At 57.6% G+C, this 21,000-nt stretch carries 20 protein-coding genes; 8 read left to right on the top strand and 12 right to left on the bottom strand.

The features are described 5' to 3' along the window. Nucleotides 1–48 precede the first annotated feature (48 nt). Both MPQ_RS02850 and MPQ_RS02855 read left to right on the top strand, forming a co-directional pair. Nucleotides 49–768 carry a carbonic anhydrase gene (locus tag MPQ_RS02850; RefSeq protein WP_013441390.1) on the top strand — a complete coding sequence of 240 codons (720 nt, stop codon included), beginning with the start codon at nt 49–51 and terminating at the stop codon, nt 766–768. After that, nucleotides 755–2,293, top strand: a complete 1,539-nt coding sequence (locus tag MPQ_RS02855) for a SulP family inorganic anion transporter (protein WP_013441391.1) — start codon at nt 755–757, stop codon at nt 2,291–2,293. Before MPQ_RS02850 ends, MPQ_RS02855 begins: the two co-directional genes overlap by 14 nt. A 72-nt stretch (nt 2,294–2,365) precedes the next feature. On the opposite strand, the gene MPQ_RS02860 is transcribed toward MPQ_RS02855, so the two are convergent. Beyond that, on the bottom strand, nt 2,366–3,049 hold the full coding sequence (locus MPQ_RS02860; protein ID WP_041361978.1) for a ComF family protein: 684 nt from the start codon (nt 3,047–3,049) through the stop codon (nt 2,366–2,368). A gap of 66 nt (nt 3,050–3,115) precedes the next feature. Between MPQ_RS02860 and MPQ_RS02865 the strand changes: the two genes are divergently transcribed. Genes MPQ_RS02865 through bioD form a run of 6 tightly spaced genes read left to right on the top strand, consistent with a single transcriptional unit; the run spans nt 3,116 to nt 8,140 of the window. Then, the gene (locus MPQ_RS02865) at nt 3,116–3,517 is read left to right on the top strand and encodes a hypothetical protein (protein ID WP_013441393.1); all 402 of its coding nucleotides are present in this window, start codon (nt 3,116–3,118) and stop codon (nt 3,515–3,517) included. Then, the gene (gene bioB / locus MPQ_RS02870; protein WP_013441394.1) at nt 3,510–4,502 is read left to right on the top strand and encodes a biotin synthase BioB; all 993 of its coding nucleotides are present in this window, start codon (nt 3,510–3,512) and stop codon (nt 4,500–4,502) included. Before MPQ_RS02865 ends, bioB begins: the two co-directional genes overlap by 8 nt. 2 nt (nt 4,503–4,504) lie before the next feature. Further along, nucleotides 4,505–5,677 carry an 8-amino-7-oxononanoate synthase gene (gene bioF, locus MPQ_RS02875; protein WP_013441395.1) on the top strand — a complete coding sequence of 391 codons (1,173 nt, stop codon included), beginning with the start codon at nt 4,505–4,507 and terminating at the stop codon, nt 5,675–5,677. Beyond that, the gene (gene bioH / locus MPQ_RS02880; RefSeq protein WP_013441396.1) at nt 5,674–6,507 is read left to right on the top strand and encodes a pimeloyl-ACP methyl ester esterase BioH; all 834 of its coding nucleotides are present in this window, start codon (nt 5,674–5,676) and stop codon (nt 6,505–6,507) included. Before bioF ends, bioH begins: the two co-directional genes overlap by 4 nt. Next, nucleotides 6,504–7,394, top strand: a complete 891-nt coding sequence (gene bioC / locus MPQ_RS02885) for a malonyl-ACP O-methyltransferase BioC (protein ID WP_013441397.1) — start codon at nt 6,504–6,506, stop codon at nt 7,392–7,394. The genes bioH and bioC overlap by 4 nt, the downstream gene beginning before the upstream one ends. 17 nt (nt 7,395–7,411) lie before the next feature. After that, complete coding sequence (bioD, locus tag MPQ_RS02890) at nt 7,412–8,140, top strand: dethiobiotin synthase (protein WP_013441398.1); 729 nt, start codon at nt 7,412–7,414, stop codon at nt 8,138–8,140. A 48-nt stretch (nt 8,141–8,188) separates the two neighbouring features. Here the strand turns inward: bioD and MPQ_RS02895 are convergent, their stop codons facing one another. The 11 genes from MPQ_RS02895 to MPQ_RS02945 all read right to left on the bottom strand — a co-directional run bounded on the left by MPQ_RS02895 (nt 8,189) and on the right by MPQ_RS02945 (nt 20,895). Next, entirely contained in the window at nt 8,189–8,509 is a 321-nt protein-coding gene (locus tag MPQ_RS02895; RefSeq protein WP_041361980.1) for a hypothetical protein, read from the bottom strand. A 55-nt stretch (nt 8,510–8,564) separates the two neighbouring features. Next, nucleotides 8,565–9,227 (bottom strand): nicotinate-nucleotide adenylyltransferase, encoded by a 663-nt coding sequence (nadD, locus tag MPQ_RS02900; RefSeq protein ID WP_013441400.1) that lies wholly within the window; start codon nt 9,225–9,227, stop codon nt 8,565–8,567. Nucleotides 9,228–9,257: 30 nt separating this feature from the next. Then, nucleotides 9,258–10,514, bottom strand: coding sequence for a glutamate-5-semialdehyde dehydrogenase (locus tag MPQ_RS02905; RefSeq protein ID WP_013441401.1), 1,257 nt, complete (start codon nt 10,512–10,514; stop codon nt 9,258–9,260). 33 nt (nt 10,515–10,547) lie between these two features. Next, nucleotides 10,548–11,576, bottom strand: a complete 1,029-nt coding sequence (gene holA / locus MPQ_RS02910; protein WP_013441402.1) for a DNA polymerase III subunit delta — start codon at nt 11,574–11,576, stop codon at nt 10,548–10,550. After that, nucleotides 11,576–12,124: an LPS assembly lipoprotein LptE gene (lptE, locus tag MPQ_RS02915; RefSeq protein WP_148225251.1), complete on the bottom strand. Its 549-nt coding sequence runs from the start codon at nt 12,122–12,124 to the stop codon at nt 11,576–11,578. Before lptE ends, holA begins: the two co-directional genes overlap by 1 nt. A gap of 3 nt (nt 12,125–12,127) precedes the next feature. Beyond that, nucleotides 12,128–14,608 (bottom strand): leucine--tRNA ligase, encoded by a 2,481-nt coding sequence (leuS, locus tag MPQ_RS02920; protein ID WP_013441404.1) that lies wholly within the window; start codon nt 14,606–14,608, stop codon nt 12,128–12,130. A 158-nt stretch (nt 14,609–14,766) separates the two neighbouring features. Further along, entirely contained in the window at nt 14,767–15,420 is a 654-nt protein-coding gene (gene adk, locus MPQ_RS02925; RefSeq protein WP_013441405.1) for an adenylate kinase, read from the bottom strand. 48 nt (nt 15,421–15,468) lie between these two features. Next, nucleotides 15,469–16,233, bottom strand: a complete 765-nt coding sequence (gene rsmA / locus MPQ_RS02930) for a 16S rRNA (adenine(1518)-N(6)/adenine(1519)-N(6))-dimethyltransferase RsmA (protein WP_013441406.1) — start codon at nt 16,231–16,233, stop codon at nt 15,469–15,471. Next, a complete protein-coding gene (gene pdxA, locus MPQ_RS02935) occupies nt 16,230–17,228 on the bottom strand; it encodes a 4-hydroxythreonine-4-phosphate dehydrogenase PdxA (RefSeq protein ID WP_041361982.1) in 999 nt (332 codons plus the stop codon). Before pdxA ends, rsmA begins: the two co-directional genes overlap by 4 nt. Before the next feature lie 3 nt (nt 17,229–17,231). Further along, nucleotides 17,232–18,548 carry a peptidylprolyl isomerase gene (locus MPQ_RS02940; protein ID WP_013441408.1) on the bottom strand — a complete coding sequence of 439 codons (1,317 nt, stop codon included), beginning with the start codon at nt 18,546–18,548 and terminating at the stop codon, nt 17,232–17,234. 1 nt (nt 18,549) lies between these two features. After that, the gene (locus tag MPQ_RS02945) at nt 18,550–20,895 is read right to left on the bottom strand and encodes an LPS-assembly protein LptD (RefSeq protein ID WP_238525336.1); all 2,346 of its coding nucleotides are present in this window, start codon (nt 20,893–20,895) and stop codon (nt 18,550–18,552) included. Nucleotides 20,896–21,000 lie beyond the last annotated feature (105 nt).

Raw genomic sequence — 21,000 nt, forward strand, 5'->3', positions numbered from 1 at the left:
TTTCACACCGTTGCGCAGGGTTTTCATCACTTATTTAGGATCAAGCAAATGTACAAACATCCCCTGATCGATCGCGACAAAATCACACCTACGGCTGCCCTCGATTACCTGATCGAGGGCAACCAGCGGTTTACCAACAATATCTCCAGCAACAAGGATTTGCTGCAGGTCGCTAATATCACCAAGGACCAGCAGCATCCTTTGGCTGCCATATTGAGTTGCAGTGATTCACGTACTTCCACAGAACTGATTTTTGACCAGAATCTGGGCGATATTTTCAGTGTGCGCCTGGCAGGCAATATTGCCTCCAACAAGGCCATCGGCAGTCTGGAATATGCCTGCCAGTATCTGGGCGCCAAGGTCGTGGTAGTGCTGGGACACACCAAGTGCGGGGCGGTGAAGGCGGCCTGTGATCACTTCAGCGGCGGTCACATTGGCGAAATCACATCCCTCATTAAGCATGCGGTGGATGGAGAAAAAGAGTGCCGCGAGCATCGGCATTCTGGCAATCCCGAGTTTGTAGACAGGGTATGCGAGCTGAATATTGCCTTGCAGATGGTGCGTATCCTGCATGGCAGCGAGATGCTGCTCAATATGCTGCGAGAACAGCGCATCGGCCTGGTCGGCGGCATGTATGACTTGGAGACGGCCATGGTGGCTTTTCCGGAACAGTATCGCTGGTTCAACCTGCCCGATGCCCTGAAACAGGTGGCGTTTGACGATCTCATGCGCATCAGCGCCGGAGGAGTCCTGCATGCAGCGGCTTGATCGGCAGATTCTTAGCAAAGACATGCTGGCATCGCTGGTGGTGTTCCTGGTGGCGCTGCCCTTGTGCATGGGGGTGGCGATTGCCTCGGGCATGCCGCCCACGGCCGGCATCGTCACCGGCATCATCGGGGGCATCATTGTTGGTGCCTTGTCTGGCTCGCCGCTTACGGTGAGCGGCCCGGCCGCCGGGCTGGTGGTGCTGGTGGCGGATATGCTGCAACGCTTCGGACTGGCCATGCTGGCCTTGATCATCCTGCTGGCCGGGGTGGTGCAGATCCTGGCAGGCGCCTTGCGCATGGGCGTCTGGTTCCGGGCGATTTCCCCTGCGGTGATCCATGGCATGCTGGCAGGTATTGGTATTCTCATTATCGGCTCGCAATTTCACATCATGCTGGACCGCTCGCCGCTCAACAGTGGTGTCGCCAATCTGATGGATATTCCGAACGCCATGGTGGAAACCCTGAGTCATCACGGGGGCAACCTGCCTGCGGCCTTTATCGGGCTGCTGACCATTGCCGCTATTGTGCTGTGGACGCGTTATGCCCCGCCACGATGGCGTGTGATCCCCGGTGCCCTGGTCGGGGTGGTACTGGCGGTGCTGGTGGCGAATGTGGGCGGCCTTGAGATCAAATATCTGGTCGATCTTTTTGCCGAGCCCGCACAGCTTGGCAGCCTGTTCCAGATTGCCCTGCCAGATTGGGCAACCTTGCGCGAAGGCCTCAATGGCGGCTTGCTGCTTGCGGTGATTTCACTGGCATTCATCGCCAGTGCCGAGACCCTGCTCTCTGTCAGCGCGGTGGACAAGATGCACAGTGGCCCACGCGCCCGCTACGATAAAGAGCTGATGGCGCAAGGCTTGGGCAATTCACTCTGCGGTTTGCTGGGAGCATTGCCCCTGACGGGCGTTATCGTGCGCTCCACCGCCAATATCCAGGCTGGAGCTGCAACACGCACGTCCACCATCCTGCATGGCCTCTGGCTGCTGCTGTTCGTGGGGGCGTTCCTGTTCACGTTCAACTATATCCCCGTTGCCACGCTCGCGGCCGTGCTGGTGTATACCGGCTACAAGCTGGCATATCCTAAGGTGGTAAAGGAACTGGCCCAGTACGGCAAAACCGAAGTAGCCATTTATGCCATTACCATCCTGAGCATCGTGTTCTTTGATCTTCTGACCGGGGTGGTGGTTGGGCTGGCCTTGTCGCTGATCAAGCTGATCTACATCTTTACTCATCTGGCGGTCTGGGTTGAGGAGGAAGCCCATGGGCGCAAAACTACCGTGCATCTGCAGGGCTCGGCCACATTCCTGGCGCTGCCCAAGCTGGCCAATGTGCTGGAATGCCTGGATTACGGGCGTGAAGTCATTATTGAGTTTGATGATCTGGAGTATATGGATCATGCCTGCATCGAGCTGATTGATGACTGGCAAAAGCAGTATCTGGGTACTGGTGGCCGCGTGCACATCGACTGGGATACGCTCATCAGCAAATACCACGACAAGTTCAATCGCCGGGCCTTGCCTGCCTGAGGTTGCTGCTTTGCTTTGTGCTGCGTCTTGTTGCAAGCTGCCGGGCTTGTGGCGGGGCGCAGCTTTTTTCCACTATCGCGGCAGTGTCCGCGCTATCACCCAGCACTCCACGTCGGCTGCACCTGCTTTTTTAATGGCTTTGGCCAGTGCTTGCAGGCTGGCGCCAGTCGTCATCACGTCATCCAATAGCACCACGCGCTCACCAGCCAGCGAAGCATGGCAGGCAAACGCGCCTTTCATATTGCTGGCGCGCGCTTTCAGCGGCAGGCTGGCTTGTGGCGGCGTGAACTTGATGCGTTCGCAGCTGCTGTAATCCAACGCTATATCCAAGGCCTTGCTGATAACGCGGGCGACTTCCAGTGATTGGTTGTAGCCGCGTTCCCGCAGGCGCAGCGGGTGCAGCGGCATGGGGATCAGTCGGTCAGGTCGCGGTCTTGCCTTCACTGATTCTGCCAGCAGATGGCCGAATACGCGGGCCATATGCAGCATGTCGCGGTATTTATAGCCTTGCAGCATGGCATCCAGCGGAAAGTCGTAGCGGAGCAGGGCATGGGTATGGTCGAATGCCGGCGGCGAGGTCAGGCAATGGCCGCACAGCAAGCCCTGACTGGAGGGCAGGGCGCATTGCGGACAGCAGGGAGCCTTGTGCCAGGGCAGGTCCTGTTGGCAGGACGCGCACAATCCCAGATCACCGCCGTCGGCTGCGGTGCACAACAAACACTCCTGCGTCAGAATCTGACTAAAAAATGAGCACATGTTTTAAAGGTGACTGGCATTTAATCGACAAGTATAATGGCGGACACGACATAGCGAGGTGTATACATGGCTACCAAAGTGATTACCGTCAAGCAGCAGATTCGGGCTGCGCAGATGTTTACCTTCTTTTCCATCATCGCGGTGCTTTTGTTGCCAGCGATTATCCCGATGCTGTTGTGGCTGGCGGCTTCCATCTTTGTATACGCGGCGGCGGCCAATCATCCCAATCCCAAGATCTGTGATTACATCCGTTTCTCCGGGTACCGCTTTTACGGCGTGGTCGGCACGCTGGTCGTGATTCTGAATTTTAGTCCCCAACTGGCAAAAATGGCAGGCGGCTGGCCACATTTGATGGGGTTTATCTGGTTGGGATGTTTCCTGGTGGTGGTGCCTTTGGGCGTGCGGGATTTGTTGCGCGCGAAGAATGATTCCTGGCAAGAAATGAATGTAGAGGTAGACAATGCTTGAAGTTGCAGTGGATGCGAACAGCATCAAGAAAAACACACCGGTCGTCGAGGCTGAAAAACGCTGGACGGTCGCCCAGATTGTCGAGCTGTTTGAAATGCCCTTCAGTGATCTGATTCACCGGGCACAAACCGTGCACCGCCAGAATTTTGACCCGAATGCCGTGCAAGTCAGCACGCTGCTGTCGATCAAGACCGGCGGCTGTTCGGAGGATTGCGGCTACTGTCCGCAAGCGGCCCGCTACCACACCGATGTTGAAAACGAACCTCTGATGGCGCTGGACGCCGTGCTGGAAGCCGCCAAGGCCGCCAAGGAAAATGGCGCCAGCCGTTTCTGCATGGGCGCTGCCTGGCGCAGCCCCAAGCAGCGTGACCTTGAGCCTGTGCTCAAGATGATCGCCGAAGTGAAAGCCATGGGGCTGGAAACGTGCGCTACTTTAGGCATGCTGAAAGACGGCCAGGCCGAACAGCTGAAAGATGCCGGTCTGGATTACTACAACCACAATCTGGATACCGCTCCCGAGTTTTATGGCGATGTGATCACCACTCGTACCTATCAGGACCGGCTGGACACGCTGGATCGCGTGCGCGATGCCGATATCAATGTCTGCTGCGGTGGCATTATCGGCATGGGCGAAAGCCGCGTGCAGCGTGCCGGTTTGCTGGCACAGTTGGCCAATATGGAGCGTCCACCGGAAAGCGTGCCGATCAACCTGCTGACCCAGGTTGAAGGTACCCCGCTGCATGGCACCGATGAGCTCGATCCATTCGAGTTTGTGCGCACCATCGCCGCTGCCCGCATCACCATGCCTGGCAGTTATGTCCGTCTATCTGCAGGCCGCCAAAGCATGCATGAGGGTATCCAGGCGCTGTGCTTTATTGCTGGGGCGAACTCCATTTTCTACGGCGAAAAGCTGCTGACGACCGGTAATCCTGAAGCCGAGGCAGATCGCGCACTGTTCGCCAAGCTGGGCCTGCATCCCGCCTGATCATGACCTTGCTGGACGAGCTGGCTGCTGAACTGGCAGAGCGTACCTCTGCTGGTTTGCGGCGCCAACGACGGGTTATCCAAGGCCCGCAAGCCGCCGAGGTAGTGGCAAACGGTAAGCGCTTGCTATCGTTTGCCAGCAATGATTACCTGGGGTTGGCCAATCACCCACGCCTGATCTCCGCCATGCAGCAGGCGACCCAAGCGGTGGGTGTTGGCAGTGCTGCCTCCCACCTGATTACCGGCCATCATGTCTTGCATGAAGAACTGGAGCAGGCGCTGGCCCGCTTTGTGGGGTTGCCTGCCGCGCTACTTTTCTCCACTGGTTACATGGCCAATATGGGTGTCGTCGCTGCGCTGATGGGGCGTGATGACGCCGTGTTTGCCGACAAGCTCAACCATGCCTCGCTGAATGATGCCGTGGTGTTATCGCGTGCTGAATTCAAGCGTTACCCGCATCAGGATCTGGCCGCCCTTGAATCCCTGCTTGCCGCTAGTCGCGCACGGCGCAAGCTGGTGCTGGTCGATGCGGTGTTCAGCATGGATGGCGATATTGCGCCGGTGCCTGAAATTCTTGCCCTGTGCGAACGCTACGATGCCTGGCTGATGCTGGACGATGCGCACGGCTTTGGCGTGCTGGGCGAGCACGGTGCGGGCATCCTTGAGCACTTCAATATCACCTCGCCTCGCATCATTTACATGGCAACCCTGGGCAAGGCGGCGGGTGTGGCGGGTGCATTTGTGGCAGGTGAGCCGGTGCTGATCGATTACCTGCTGCAGCAGGCGCGCACCTATATCTATACCACGGCCAGTCCGGCGCCACTGGCCGCCGCGTTGCTGGAGGCCTTGAACGTCATCCGCGACGAGCCACAGCGCCGCGCGCATTTACGGTGCCTCATGTCTGTCCTTAAAACCCATACGCCTCGTCGCTGGCAGTGGATGCCCTCGGCAACAGCCATACAGCCTTTGCTTGTTGGCAGTAATGATGAGGTATTGCGCCTCAGTGAGTATTTGCTGACGCGCGGGCTGCTGGTACCTGCCATCCGGCCGCCAACTGTTCCCAAGGGCACCGCCCGTTTGAGAATTTCGCTCTCGGCAGCGCATAGTGAGCAGGATGTTCATACCTTGATAAACGCTCTGCGTGAAGCAGAGGTGGTACTGGAGTCTGCCGCATGAGCCTGCATATTGACATTAAGGGTACTGGTCATCCGCTGGTGCTGATCCATGGCTGGGGCATGCATGGTGGCGTCTGGCAGCCGCTGATCAAAAAACTCAGCCATCATTACCAGCTTCATATTGTGGATCTGCCTGGCATGGGCCACAGCCGTCCGCTGGAGCCCGCGCATCTGCATGCCATTGCTGAGGCATTGGCGGCGCAGTTGCCACCGCATGCCGATATCTGCGGCTGGTCCATGGGCGGTCTGGTAGCCATGCGTCTGGCCCTCACGCATCCTGAGGTGGTACGGCGCATGATACTGATCGGCAGTTCGCCGCGCTTTGTCAACGCGGACTCCGACAACGCGGCATCTGAAGATGGCAGCGTTGACCCGTGGTCGTACGGCATTGCCGCGGACGTGTTTCATCAATTCGCCAGCCAGGTGAATGCGGATTACCATGCGACGCTGATCAAGTTCCTGACGCTGCAATGCATGGGTTCCAGCGACGCCCGCGCCACGGTCAAACAACTGCGCTCGACGTTTTCCGAGCGACCGGTGCCAACGGCGGGCTCGCTGCAAAAAGCACTGCATATCCTGCTGGAAAACGACCTGCGTCACGAGATTTTGCATTTGCACAAACCCGTGCTACTGATTCACGGGGATCGCGATACCCTGGCGCCGGTGCAAGCGGCCCACTGGCTGTCGCAACATTTACCATTTGGGCGCCTGCGCGTCATTGCTGGCGCTGGGCACGCGCCGTTTCTCTCACACCCTGAGCAGTTTGTGCACGCGATTGACGAATTTCTTGAGCCGGGCAAAGCGGGCCATCCGCTGGAGCGCCAGCCATGACCGCCGACGCTTATCTGATAGACAAAGCCCGTGTGCGCCGCTCGTTTGACCGCGCCGCGGGCACCTATGATGCGGCCGCCCTGCTGCAGCGCGAAGTGCGCGAGCGCATGCTGGAGCGGCTTGATCTGGTCAAACTCGCCCCACAGGCTGTGCTGGATGCAGGCTGTGGCACGGGGCACGCCAGTGCGGCCTTATCTGCCCGTTACCGCCAGAGCCAGGTGATCTCGCTGGACATTGCCATGGGCATGCTTAAAAAAACCATGGCGGCGCGCTCGCTGGTGCAGCGGCTGTTTGGCTTTGACCGGCGTCATGCGGTGTGTGCGGATATTGAGCGCCTGCCCCTGGCCGCCGCCAGCATCGACCTGGTGTGGTCCAATATGGCGATTCAATGGTGCAATGATCTTGATCAGGCGTTTGGCGAGATACAGCGCGTGTTGAAGCCCGAAGGTCTGCTGATGTTCAGCACGCTGGGGCCGGACACCCTGAAAGAACTGCGCGCAGCGACACGCCAGGACAATACTCATGTCACCGTCAGCCGCTTTATCGATATGCATGATATTGGCGATGCCCTGGTGCGGGCGGGCTTTAATGCGCCGGTGCTGGATGTGGAGTATTTCGAGTTGACCTATGATGACGTCATGGGCGTGATGCGCGACCTCAAGGCCATAGGCGCCCATAATGCTGCCGAAGGTCGCCACCGCGGTTTGCAGGGCCGGGGCTTCCTGCAGCAGGTTCAGGCACGCTATGAATCTTTCCGGCGGGATGGCAAGCTGCCTGCCACCTATGAGGTAATCTACGGCCATGCCTGGAAACCCCAGGCCCGAGTGGCGCTGCCAGATGGGCTATCGCCTGTGCAGTTTCGTCCACGCGCATCCTCTTCCACATAAACGACCTGATTCACCAGATGCAGAATCCTCTCAATAACAGCAAGGCCTGGTTTGTGACCGGCACCGATACCGGCGTCGGTAAAACCTTGATCTCCAGTGCGCTGGTGCATGGCTTTGCTGCGCAAGGCCTGCGCTCGGTTGGCATGAAGCCTGTGGCCGCTGGCTGTGAGTGGCGCGATGGCGAGTTGCACAATGATGATGTCGCCATGTTACGCGCCGCCAGCAATCTGTCCTTGGCGCGCGAGCTCATCAATCCCTACGCCTTTATGCCTCCGATCGCGCCACATATCGCGGCGCAACAGGCGAATAGCCCGATCGTGTTTGATGTGCTGCTGCAGAACTTTCATGGCTTGCAGGCTGAGGCGGAACGCGTGATTGTGGAAGGAGTGGGCGGGTTTTGCGTGCCCTTGGGCGATACCTTGGATACGGCGGACCTTGCCGTGGCGCTGGGCTTGCCCGTCATCCTGGTGGTGGGTTTGCGACTCGGTTGCCTGAACCATGCCTTGCTGACGCAGGAGGCGATATTGTCGCGTGGCCTGCGCCTGCATGGCTGGGTGGGCAACCACATTGATCCCGACATGGCGATGCCTCTGGAAAACATCGCCGCCTTGCAGCAACGGATACAGGCGCCTTGTCTGGGGATTATTCCGTGGCAGGCTGGGGCTAGTTCTGATTTAGTGACGTCGCATCAGCCGGATTTCCGGCGAGTCGCTTCTCTGCTTAATCTCTCAACACTTGCGGATTAGACTAGCTAAAAACTTTGGCATGCTCTTAAAGCCCTGCCTGAATTACATCTAGACTCGGCGAAGTTGATAGATTTTTAATACTGAGAAACCAATGGTTATTAGGCTGAATGCATAAATTAAGCCTATTAGCTCGCCTGCCTGAGGCTTTATGAACGAGTTCAGTCTTTGGGTAAGAAAAATTGCCGCGAAGATAGCGGGGTAAGAGGTTTTTCCATCTAGAGACTCTTTGTATCCCAGGTAAGAAAGGGAAGCAAGAAGGGCAATGCTGGCTAAAATAATTGGTTTGGTTGGATCAATCACTGCCAACACACTGATGCACAAACCCAATCCAATAGATAGCGCCAATTTCCATAGTGAGATGCTCGACATGCAGCCTCCTTTTTTCTTTATCTGACTATATTTGATTTTTTTAAAAAGGTCAGACTTAACCGTTATCCCGATAAAGCTTGTGCTGGTTGATGTATGCCAGCACATTGTCCGGCAGCAGATAGCGCACACTCAAGCCTTGCTCCAGCGTGGCGCGTATATGGGTGGCTGAAATATCCAGCGCGGTGATGTCCTGCAGGTAAATATGCCCGGCGGGTTTCTGCTGCAGGCGGGCGGTGTCGTGGGTCTGGCGTTTGCCGAGCAGGCTGCGCAGTTCGGGGCTGAGGTCGGCATGGATTTCGGCCGGGCCGGGCCGATAGGCTACGACCAAGTGACAATACTCCAGCAGTTCTTGCCAGCGATGCCAGCTGGATAAACCCGAAAAGGCATCGCTGCCCAGCAGCCAGCATAATGACACTTGCTCGCCCAGCTCGGCTCTCAGCGATATCAGGGAGTCAATGGTGTAGGAGTGCCCGGAGCGTTCCAGCTCGCGTGTATCTAATACAAAACGTGGATTGCCCGCGATGCCCAGCTGGACCATGGCAACGCGATGCGCCGAACTCACCTCGGGCTCCGCACGGTGCGGCGGATGCGCGGCAGGCATAAAGCGCACCTGCTCCAGGCCGATGGCATCGGCCAGCTCCTCCGCCATGCGTAAATGCCCCAGATGCAGCGGGTTGAAGGTGCCGCCCAGAATACCGATGACTGCGGGGGATTTCATGGGCGGCGAGGTTTCATGTGGAATGAGGGATCAGGCCCGGACCTGGCCGTCGCCAAATACTACGTATTTGAGCGAGGTCAGTCCTTCAAGGCCCACCGGGCCGCGGGCATGCAGTTTGTCGGTGGAAATCCCGATCTCAGCGCCCAGGCCATATTCAAAGCCATCAGCAAAGCGTGGGGAAGCATTGACCATGACACTGCTGGAATCTACTTCGCGCAGGAATTGGCGCGCCCGGGTGTAGTTTTCCGTGACGATGGCTTCGGTATGCTGCGAGGAGTACTGGTTGATATGGGCAATGGCCTCATTCACATCGGCGACAACCTTACATGAAATGATCGCGGCCAGATACTCGGTGTAGTAATCCTCTTCGGTCGCCGCCTTGGCTTCTGGTACCAAGGCGCGCGTTTCATCGCAGCCGCGGATTTCCACGCCTTTGGCCGTCAGCATGGCCGCCAGTTTTGGCAGCGCTTCAGCGGAAATGCCGCGCGCGACCAGTAACGATTCCGCCGTGTTGCAGGTGCCCAGGCGCTGGGTCTTGGCGTTTTCCAGTATGCGCACGGCCTTGTCGAGGTCGGCGCTGTCATCCACATAGACATGGCAATTGCCATCCAGATGCTTGATGACAGGAATGCGCGCTTCGTTGGAGATGCGCTCAATCAGCCCCTTGCCGCCACGTGGCACAATCACATCCACATATTCTTTCATGGTGATCAATTCGCCGACGGCGGCACGGTCCGTGGTTTCCACCACTTGCACGGCCGCGGCAGGCAGACCCGCCGCGTGCAGGCCTTCATGTACCAGCTTGGCCAGCGCGCGATTGCACTCAATGGCTTCGGAGCCACCGCGCAAGATGGCGGCATTGCCAGACTTGATGCACAGTCCGGCAGCATCCACCGTCACATTCGGACGGGCCTCGTAAATGATGCCGATGACGCCCAGCGGCACGCGCATGCGTCCGATCTGGATGCCAGAAGGACGGTATTTGAAGTCAGACATTTCGCCGATAGGGTCGGGCAGGGAGGCGATCTGCTCCAGGCCCTCTGCCATGGTAGCGATGGATTTTTCGCTCAAGGCCAGGCGATCCAGCATGGCGGCTTCCATGCCATTGGCCTTGGCGCGATCCAGATCCGCCTGGTTGGCGGCCAGCAGGGCAGCCTGATGACGCCGTATGGCCTGGGCGATGGTGATTAGCGCCAGGTTTTTGGTGTTGGTATCGGCGCGGGCCATGGCACGCGATGCCTGCCGTGCCTGCTGACCTACCTGTTGCATGTAATGTTTGATATCCATGATGTCCTCTATGCTGCCTGATGCAGCATGTTCTTATGTGCGCCGTGCTGCGCGGCTGCTTACTTTTGCCAGGCCGAAGCACAGGCGCGATATTTCAAGCCAGGCATCCTGACGGATCAGGCCCTTGGCGGTCTTGTCGATCTCGGCCAGCTTGTGCAGGGCGGCTTGCAGTTGGCGCAGGCTCAGTCTTGCCAGCGCTCGTCGAGTCAGGGCCTGCCGGTCGCCGTAAATGCGCGCTTGCTGCATGGCCTGGTTCAGATTCTCGCCGCGTGTCTCGGCTTCTTTCACGCGTACCAGCGGCCTCAGCACCCACAGCAACGGATTCATGACCGCGATAGGCTGCACGCCCTCATCGCGCAAGCCTTGCAGTATCCGCACCGTGCGTTCGGTATCACCGGCCAGTACGGCCTCGCCAAGTTGAAACGCATCGTAGCGCGATACATTCAAGACGGCATCGCGCACGGCTTCAGCAGCAAGTGGTCCCGCCGGATACAGGAGCCCCAGTTTCTGGATTTCCTGATGTGCCGCCAGGAGATTGCCTTCCACCTGATGCGCCAGAAACTCCAGCGTGGCCTGATCCGTCTCTTGCTGCTGCATGGCCAGCCTGCGCGCAATCCATTGCGGCAGCTGAGCAGCCTCCACTTCCTGCAAGGTCAGGGTGACTGCCGCATTTTCAAGGGCACCATACCAGGCGCTGTTTTTACCATCGCGATCCAGCTTGGGCAGGATGATGATGGTGACCGCATCGGGCAGCGGTTTGGCTGCCATGGCCTGCAATGCCTTGCCGCCATCGGTGCCGGGCTTGCCGGAGGGAATATGCAATTCCAGTATGCGCTGGCTGGCAAACAGCGAAATCGACTGACCAAATGCGGCAATCTGCTGCCAGTTGAAATTGCGCTCCACGGTCAGGCTGGTGCGTTCATCAAAGCCCAGTGCACGAGCCTTGGCACGTATGGCATCCAGACACTCGCGCTGGGCCAAAGGTTCGTCGCCGGTCAGCACATAGATGGGCTCCAGGCCCTTTTCAAGATGCTTGGCGAGTTGCTCTGCCGGTAAACGCATCAGAGCTTGGGTGCTTGCAGATTGCCTGGTTTTTGCACAATCAGGCGGCGCAGCAGTTCGCGGGCAGCCTCGGCGCGCATATCGTCATACAGGCGTTGCTCTTCGCCCTGCTTGGCCAGCAATTCGGCATCGCTGTAGGAGTAATCGCGGCGTTGTTCAATCATTTGCTCCTTGCCCCACAATTCGCTGTCCGGGTCTTTCAGGCGGAAATAGACGCGATAGTAGAGATCAAATTCTCGTACCAGACCGGTACCGCTCAGGGACAGAATGCGCTTTTCCGTTTTTTCGCCCACCATCTCCAGCATCAGCTCGGCGTTTTCCTTATCCGGCACGATAGTCACGCCGTTGACGGCCAGGGCTTTTTTCAGAGGCCTGTCTATGCTGGTATTGACGCCTGTCATGTACAGGTTCTTGAATGCCAGGTCGGCGGTGCCGCGCATCTGAAAGCCGCAGCCGGCCAGCACCATACTGATCAGCAAGAGCAGTACGGAGAGGCCGGAAAATCCGGAGCCAATGAAAGGGTTAACGCCGTTACGCATTCTGTGCATGGACTATCCCACTACAATGTTGACGAGTTTGTTCGGTACCACAATGATCTTGCGTACAGTGCCTTCGGCCAGGTGTTTTTGCAAGCTTTCATGTTGCAGGGCCAGTTGCTCGATGCTGGCTTTATCCAGTGTTTTGGGCACCGTCATATTGCCGCGCAGCTTGCCATTCACCTGCAAGACCAGCGTGATGTCATCCTGCACCAGGGCAGCCTGATCGGCCACCGGCCATGCAGCATCGACAATCTGGCTGCCGGGTTTAAGTTCGCTCCACAGGGCCTGACTGATATGCGGCACAATCGGCGACAGCAACAGGATGGCATGTTCCAGTACTTCCTGGCGCACGCTGCGCGTCACATCGTCTTGTCCTTCCAGCTTGGCATAGGCATTCATCAGTTCCATCACGGCGGCAATCGCGGTGTTGAAGGCATGACGGCGACCATAATCATCGCTGATTTTTTCGATGGTCAGGTGCAACTGGCGGCGCAGGGTTTTCAATTCTGCGTTCAGTTCGCCAGTCGATGTGGCGGCGCTATATGCCGACACTACGCCTTGTTCCACATGGGCGGCCACGGCAGCCCATACGCGTTTCAGGAAGCGGTGCGCGCCTTCCACGCCAGCGTCTGACCATTCCAGGCTTTGCTCGGGGGGGGCCGCAAACATCATGAACAGGCGGGCAGTATCAGCGCCGTATTGCTCAATCAGGGCTTGCGGATCCACCGTATTGCCCTTGGATTTCGACATCTTGCTGCCATCTTTCAGCACCATGCCTTGCGTCAGCAGCTTGTTGAACGGCTCGTCGTTCTTGAGCAGGCCGACATCGCGCATCAGCTTGTTAAAGAAGCGCGCATACAGCAAATGCAGAATGGCATGCTCAATCCCGCCTATGTATTGATCCACCGGCAGCCAGTAGTTGGCACGCTCGTCGACCATGGCCTTGTCCGCATCAAAGCTCGCATAGCGAGCGTAATACCATGAGGATTCAAAGAAGGTATCCAGCGTGTCCGTTTCGCGCGTGGCCTTGCCGCCACAGGTCGGGCAGGTGGTCTCGTAGAAGCCGGGGTCTTTCTTGATCGGCGAACCGACGCCATCCATCACCACATCTTCCGGCAATACGACCGGCAGTTGGTCGGCGGGCACGGGGACTTCGCCACAGCTGTCGCAGTGGATGATGGGGATAGGGCAACCCCAATAACGCTGACGTGAGATACCCCAGTCACGCAGGCGGTATTGCGTGCGGCGCTTGCCGAGGTTTTTGGCGCTGAGCGCGGCAGCAATGGCGGCGGAGGCACCATCAAAATCCAGTCCGTCAAACTCACCCGAGGCAAACAGTACGCCGTGCTCAGTATAAGCGGCGGTCAGTGGCAGGCTGAGTTCGCCGTCGACGGGGCGAATCACGGCTTTCACTGGCAGCTGATATTTGCCTGCAAATTCGAAGTCGCGCTCGTCATGTGCAGGCACGGCCATCACCGCGCCTTCGCCGTAACTGATCAGCACGTAATTGGCGATCCACACCGGCAGCTTTTCGCCAGTCAAAGGGTGGGCAACAAACAAGCCAGTCGCCATGCCTTTTTTCTCGGCAGTAGCAAGGTCGGCTTCGGCCACGCTGCCCATCTTGCATTCAGCAATAAAGGCCTGCAGGGCAGGGTTATTGGCCGCTGCCTGGGTAGCCAGTGCGTGCTCGGCGGCCACGGCCACATAGGTGGCGCCCATCAGCGTATCGGGGCGGGTTGTGTACACCTTGAGCGTGTCCGCAGTGGCATTGCCTGCCGCATCCAGGATGGGGAACTCGACTTCACAGCCGTAGCTCTTGCCTATCCAGTTGCGCTGCATGGTCTTGACCTGCTCGGGCCAGCCTTCCAGCTTGTCCAGATCCGCCAGCAGCTCATCGGCGTAGGCAGTGATCTTCATGAAATATTGCGGGATGTCGCGCTTCTCAACAATCGCGCCCGAACGCCAGCCACGACCATCAATCACCTGCTCGTTTGCGAGCACGGTCTGGTCGACCGGATCCCAGTTCACCGTGGCCGTCTTTTTGTAGATCAGGCCTTTCTTGAACAGCTCGGTAAACAGCCATTGTTCCCAGCGGTAGTATTCCGGCTTGCAGGTGGCGATCTCGCGCTGCCAGTCTATGCCCAGGCCCAGCGATTTCAGCTGGCTCTTCATATGCTCGATATTGCTGTAGGTCCAGCCAGCAGGCGCCACGTTGTTTTTGATGGCAGCATTTTCTGCGGGCAGGCCGAAGGCATCCCAGCCCATGGGCTGCATAACGTTAAAGCCTTTCATGCGATGAAAACGGCTTAATACATCACCAATCGTGTAGTTGCGCACATGGCCCATGTGCAGGCGGCCGCTGGGGTAGGGGAACATCGACAGGCAATAGTATTTTGGCTTGTCGCTTTGCTCGCTGGCGGCAAATGTCTGATGGGTTTCCCAGTATTGCTGGGCCTGTTGTTCAATTTCGCGGAAAGGATACTGCTGCTGCATGAGGACGTGGGCTTTTGTAATGATTTATAAAGCTAAAATTATACCTTGAAGCCGTATGCCATGTCAGACTGCGGCGTAAAAACATGCGCCTGCATGCACCATGAAAAAAAGCCCGCGCAAGCGGGCTTTTTGCTGAAACGCAAGATGCAGTAAACAGCTTACTTCAAGGCATCAAAAATGCTGTCGCGGATCTTGTTCATGTCGCCCAGGCCATTGACCTTGACGTATTGTGGTGCGCCGCCGGTGCCAGACTTGGCCCAGTCGGAGTAGTAGCCGATCAGCTGTTCGGTCTGCTCGTGGTAAACCTGCAGACGTTTTTGCACGGTTTCTTCCTTGTCATCTTCACGCTGCACCAGGTCTTCGCCGGTGATGTCGTCCTTGCCTTCGACCTTGGGCGGGTTGAATTTGACGTGGTAGGTGCGGCCGGAAGCCGGGTGCGAGCGGCGGCCGCTCATGCGTTCAACAATCGCTTCGTCGGGCACGTCGATTTCCACGACGTAATCGATGCCAACGCCGGCTTGCTTCATCGCTTCGGCTTGCGGAATGGTGCGTGGAAAGCCGTCAAACAGGAAACCGGCCTTGCAGTCGTCATCCTTGATGCGTTCCTTGACCAGACCGATGATCACTTCATCCGGCACCAGACCACCCGCATCCATGAATTTCTTGGCTTCCAGACCCAGTTGCGTGCCTGCCTTGACTGCTGCGCGCAGCATGTCGCCGGTGGAAATTTGCGGAATATTGAATTTTTCCTTGATGAAATTGGCCTGGGTGCCTTTACCGGCGCCGGGAGCGCCAAGAAGTATCAGTCTCACGTGAGGTTCCTTTTTTGTACTGAGTGCGGAATCGAAACCGCGATTATATCAAACGAGGTAATTGGCGATGCTGACAAATGAGGAGAGCGGCAGATTTTCTGCGCGCCACTGTGAATCGATGCCGAGCGCTTCAAAGCCCGCGTCATCCAGCAGGCCCTTGAGCGTGTTGCGTAGCGTCTTGCGGCGCTGGCCGAATGCGGTCGCCACCACGCGTGAAAACAAGGCGTAATCCTTGGCGGGAAATGGCAGCTCGGTATGCGGCACGCAGCGTACAAAGGCGGATTCCACCTTGGGAGCCGGGTCAAAGGCTTCAGGCGGCACGGTGAACAGATATTCCATGTGCAAATGGTATTGCAGCATGACCGACAAACGCCCATAAGCCGCGCTTGACGGCTCGGCGACCATGCGCTCGACCACTTCCTTTTGCAGCATGAAGTGCATGTCGATGATGTGGGCTACGTTATCCAGCAGATGAAACAGGATGGGCGTGGAAATGTTGTATGGCAGGTTGCCGACCACGCGCAGCCGGGGCGCAATGCTGGCGAAATCAAATTTCAGCGCATCGATGTTGTGGATGGTGACCTTGCCGGGGGCATAATGCTTTTCCATCCAGGCGATGATGTCGCGATCAATTTCCACCACGTGCAGGTTTTCCAGCCGTTGCAGCAAAGGCTGGGTCAGGGCGCCAAGACCAGGGCCGATTTCGACCATGAGGTCATTCGGCTGCGGGGCGATGGCATTGACCAGGCTGGTGATGATGGCCTGATCTGTCAGGAAATTCTGGCCGAAGCGTTTTTTTGCAACGTGTTTCATGCGGAAGCGGATGTTTTCTGTGAGAGTTCAATGGCAAGCTGGATGGCGGCCAGCAGGCTGCCAGGGTTGGCGTTGCCGGTGCCAGCAAGGTCGAGTGCCGTGCCATGGTCTACCGAGGTGCGGATGATGGGCAGCCCCAGCGTGACGTTGACGCCGCCGCCGAAGCTGGCGTGTTTTAGCACCGGCAGGCCCTGGTCATGATACATCGCCAGCACCGCATCGCCGTGCTGCAGGTGATGGGGCGCAAACAGCGTATCTGCCGGTAGCGGGCCTTGCAGCAGCATGCCTTCGCTACGCAGCATTTCCAGCACAGGGGTAATGGTGGTGATTTCTTCATCACCGAGATAACCACCTTCACCGGCGTGCGGATTCAGCCCTGCCACCAGAATGCGCGGCTGGGCGATGCCGAATTTATGGATCAGGTCGTGATGCAGGATGCGCAGCGTGGTTTCCAGGCTGCGGCGTGTAATGGCGGCACTGACGGCGGTTAAGGGCAAGTGGGTGGTAGCCAGCGCCACGCGCATGCCGCCGCCGACCAGCATCATCACCACTTGCGCGGTGCCGGTTTTTTCTGCCAGAAACTCGGTGTGGCCGGTAAAGGCGATACCCGCATCGTTGATCACGCCTTTGTGTACGGGAGCGGTGACCATAGCGTTAAAGCGGCCATTGGCGCAGCCCTCTAGCGCGATCTCCAACGTGCGCAGCACATAGGCGCTGTTGCGCGCATCCAGCGTGCCTGCCATGGCCGGGGCGGCTAGCGGGGTATGGTGCACACGCAGTTCACCTTTACCCTGGTGTACGGATGGAGTCGTTTCGTCGGAGGTGATGGTGAGGGGCAAGCCCAGTTGTTGTGCGCGTGCTGTGAGCAGGTCGCGGTCCGCAATGACGGTGACGCAGGCCGCCAGTGGCTGACTGGCCAGCATCACACACAAATCCGGACCTATGCCGGCGGGTTCGCCAGCGGTAATGGCTATATGGGGTAAGCGCCTGTCCACTGCTTAATATTTGTCTTCCAGGCGCAGCTCGACATAGGCGCGGTCGCGCAGTTCGCGCACCCAGTCCTGGTAAGCTTCATCAGCTTTGCGCTGGCGGATTTCCTGACGCGCTTTCATGCGTTCTGCTTCACGCGTCATGTCCTGGTTGCGGCGTTCCAGCACCTGAATCAAATGCCAGCCAAAAGGCGAACGCACGGCGTCACTGATCTGGCCTGGCTGCAGGGCATTCATGGCTTTTTCAAATTGTGGAACGGTGTCACCCGGGTTAACCCAGCCGAGGTCGCCACCATTGGCGGCCGAGCCGTCGTTGGAATAGCGTTTTGCCGCCTCACCAAAATCCTCACCGTTATCAATCAGCTGTTTGATGCCATCAATCTTGCGCTTGGCTTCGGTTTCCGACAGCACTTCGCTGGTCTTGATCAGGATGTGGCGGGTATGCGTTTGCTGCACCATGGTGGAGGTATTGCCGCCACGACGGTCGGTAAGCTTGAGAATATGAAAGCCATTGGGGCTACGCAGAATGCCGGATAACTGGCCGACCTGCATGGGTTTCAGTGCTTCCAGGAATAAGGCGGGCACCTGGGCCGCGGTCTTCCATCCCAGCTTGCCGCCTTCCAGTGCATTCGGTGCATCGGATACGCGGGCGGATACCTGTCCGAAATCCTCGCCTGCTTGCAGTTTCTTCAATGCATCTTCGGCTTTTTCACGCAGGCGCTTGAGGTCTTCAGGCGATCCATCTTCCGGCGCGCGGATGAGGATATGGGAAATTTCATATTCATCCGATGAATCCTGACGAGACGATTGCGTGGTCAGGAAGTTATCCACTTCGGATTCGGTGACATTGACGCGGTTGTCCACTTCACGCTCGCGCAAGCGCGCCAGCAGGATTTCGTTGCGGATGTCTTCGCGGAATTTCTTGTAGACAATGCCTTCGGCCGCCAGGGCTTCCTTGAACTCCGGTACGCCCATCTTGTTCTGCTCGGCGATACGCATGATGGTCTTGTCGAGCTGGTCATCGTCTACGCGCAGGCCGGTCTGCGCTGCATACTGAAGCTGCAACCGGTCGTTGATCAGGCGCTCCAGTATCTGTTTTTCGAGTACATTGCGTGGCGGTAACTGGTTGCCTTGCTTTTCCAGTTGCGCGCTGACGATTTCAATGCGGTCGTTTAATTCTTTCTCGGTGACGACGCCTTGGTCGACGACGGCCACGATACGGTCAATCTTGTTGACAGAGCCATCCTGTGCGGCGATAGCGACATGCGGCAGCAAGGCGCCAGCCCACAGGAACAGGCCTGCCATCAGGCAGTTTTTAATGGTCATATTACTCATAGGAGGATGGTTGTTGCTGAACGGTATCGGGGAGCAAGCCAGTGCTGGTGTAGCCTGGAATACCCCGGTTTAACAGAGTTAACGGATTGGAACCAATGGAGGCCAGGCCGCCCAGTTCCAGTTGGATAAAGAAGGCATAGTTGGCACTGGCCGTTGCGGTGGAGACCCGTTGCAGCACAGTACGCGCCTGCCAGCAGCCTGCGTTGTATTCAAGCCCCGCCAGACCTTCAATCGGACGGGTTTCACGCAGGGAGTAGTTCCAGCGGCCCAGGCCATACCAGCCATTGCCCAGCGGCCATTGGCTAGACAAGTTGATCTGTTCCAGACTGTCTTCGGTATAACGGTAGCCGATATTCAGCACTTTGCCGGGCTCGGGGTTGTAGCGCGCGCCGATGTTGGCCTTGGTGGTGCGGCTGCGATCCGTATTGAACTGCCATGCCGTATCCAGGCTCCACTTGTTGAGCAGCTTGGCAGTGAGGGCGGTCACGATATCGGAGGAGTCACCGGTACGCAGGTTTGCACCGGGTAGACCCACCTTCTGGTCAGCAAAGTAAAAGCGCTGGCCTACGGTGGCGGCAAGCCGCTGCTCACCCGTGCGACTGTCGATCATGCGCGAGGTGACCGCCAGGGTGATCTGGTTGGCGTTGTTGATGCGGTCATTGCCGTTGAACTGATTTTCCAGGAACAGGGTGCTCATGCTCAAGTCGGACTGTGAGCTGTCAAACACCGGCAACATCGACTGGTCCTGGTAGGGAATGTAGACATAGTACAGGCGCGGTTCCAGCGTCTGCGTGTACATGTTTTTCACGACCCGCACCTGGCGATCATAAAACAGACCGCTGTCCACGCTGACGATAGGTAGCGTGCGACTGGTGGATTCATAATTGCCGCTGACGGAGCCCAGCGTGTATTCGGAATTTTGCAGTCCGTAGCTGGTGTAATTCACGCCGATCTTGGGCGTGATATAGCCATAAGGCCTGGCCATGGGCAGGCTGACCGAGGGGTAGGCAGTAAAGCGATTACCGGTTACCGAGGTGGTCAGCACTTGACCGCTGGCAGTGGTCGAAGTCAGTGGGCTGCTGGGGTTGCGGTCAAAGCTGACCCATTGGGTATAAAGGTTGGTATTGAAGGCGCCCACATCCTTGTTGCCGGTCAGTGTCAGCTGGGGCAGCCGCTCATAGGGGTAAGAAACCCCATCCAGAGTCTGATACTTTTGTACCAGGCCATTAAAATTCCATACATCGTTCGCGTAGTTCAAATACGCTTGTTGCGGCAAATTCACCCGGCTGGTTACCGTAATGCGGGTAGAGAGTTCGGAGAAGTATTTGTCATCCGATACCTTTTCGAACTGGTAACCCGTCGACCAACCATTGGGCAATGTCTGGTCATGCTTCAAGCGCATGTAGTAACGTGTATCGCCCGTGCTGGCATCGCTAGGCAGATATTCCACGTTATCAATGCCGGAATAGGTTTCACCCAGATAGCGGAATTCACCCTGGTATTGCATGCCGCGTGTACCCAGATAACGGGTGGCGACAGTGGCGTCCATGTTCGGAGCAATATTCCAGTAAAACGGGGTCAGCAATTCGAAACCGCTACGCGACGTGGTGCCGAAGGTTGGTGATAACAAACCGGTTTTACGCTGGTTCAGGAAGGAAAAACTAATCCATGGTGTATATAGAATCGGCGTATTCAAGAACTCCACGCGCGCGTTGCGTGCGGTGGCCGTCTTGGTGTAATCATCCAGCTCAATCTCACTAGCCTTGATGTACCAGTCATCCTTGCCCACTTCGCAGGTGGTGTAGCGTGCCCCGGTCAGGCGCTTTTTATCCTGGCCTTCAAAGAAAATGGCCGAGGCATCGCCGCGCGATGCGCCTATTTTCTTCTGGAAGCCTGGCGAGCTGCTGGACTTGTCGTCTATATTTTGTGAGCTGATTTGCGAGTTGCTGTCCGCGATGACTTCATTCGGGTCGGCAAAGGTTTTTGTACTGCCCAGATTGGCAGCGCCTGCCAGCGGGATCCCGGTGAACTGATTGTTGAGCTTGAAGGAGGCGTCGCGCATTTCGCCTATGTTTTCATGCAGCTGCATGCGCAGCTCCGGGCCGGTGACGACACCGCCACCAGACTCGATGCGGGCATTGCCCAGCACGTGCAGGGCTTCGTTTTGCTCGTCGTACTCAATCACATCGCCGTATACATCCTGACTTTGCTGGTGCAGCGAGGCATTGCCGGTGGCTTTCATTTTGCGGCCCAGATTCATCTGCAGCTTGTCGCCTTCAATGACGACTTCACCCGGCTGGCTGGTGACGCCAACGGTCTGCAACGGAGCGCTGCCCATTTGCTCGAGTTCGGATGTCTCTGCGGCTTGGACTGAACTGTAGTTGAGGCAAATGAGGGCTACGGCAAATGGTAGTCGGCGGATTTTCACTATGGTTGGGCTACG

This window comes from Methylovorus sp. MP688 (genome assembly GCF_000183115.1).
Lineage (GTDB): Bacteria > Pseudomonadota > Gammaproteobacteria > Burkholderiales > Methylophilaceae > Methylovorus > Methylovorus glucosotrophus.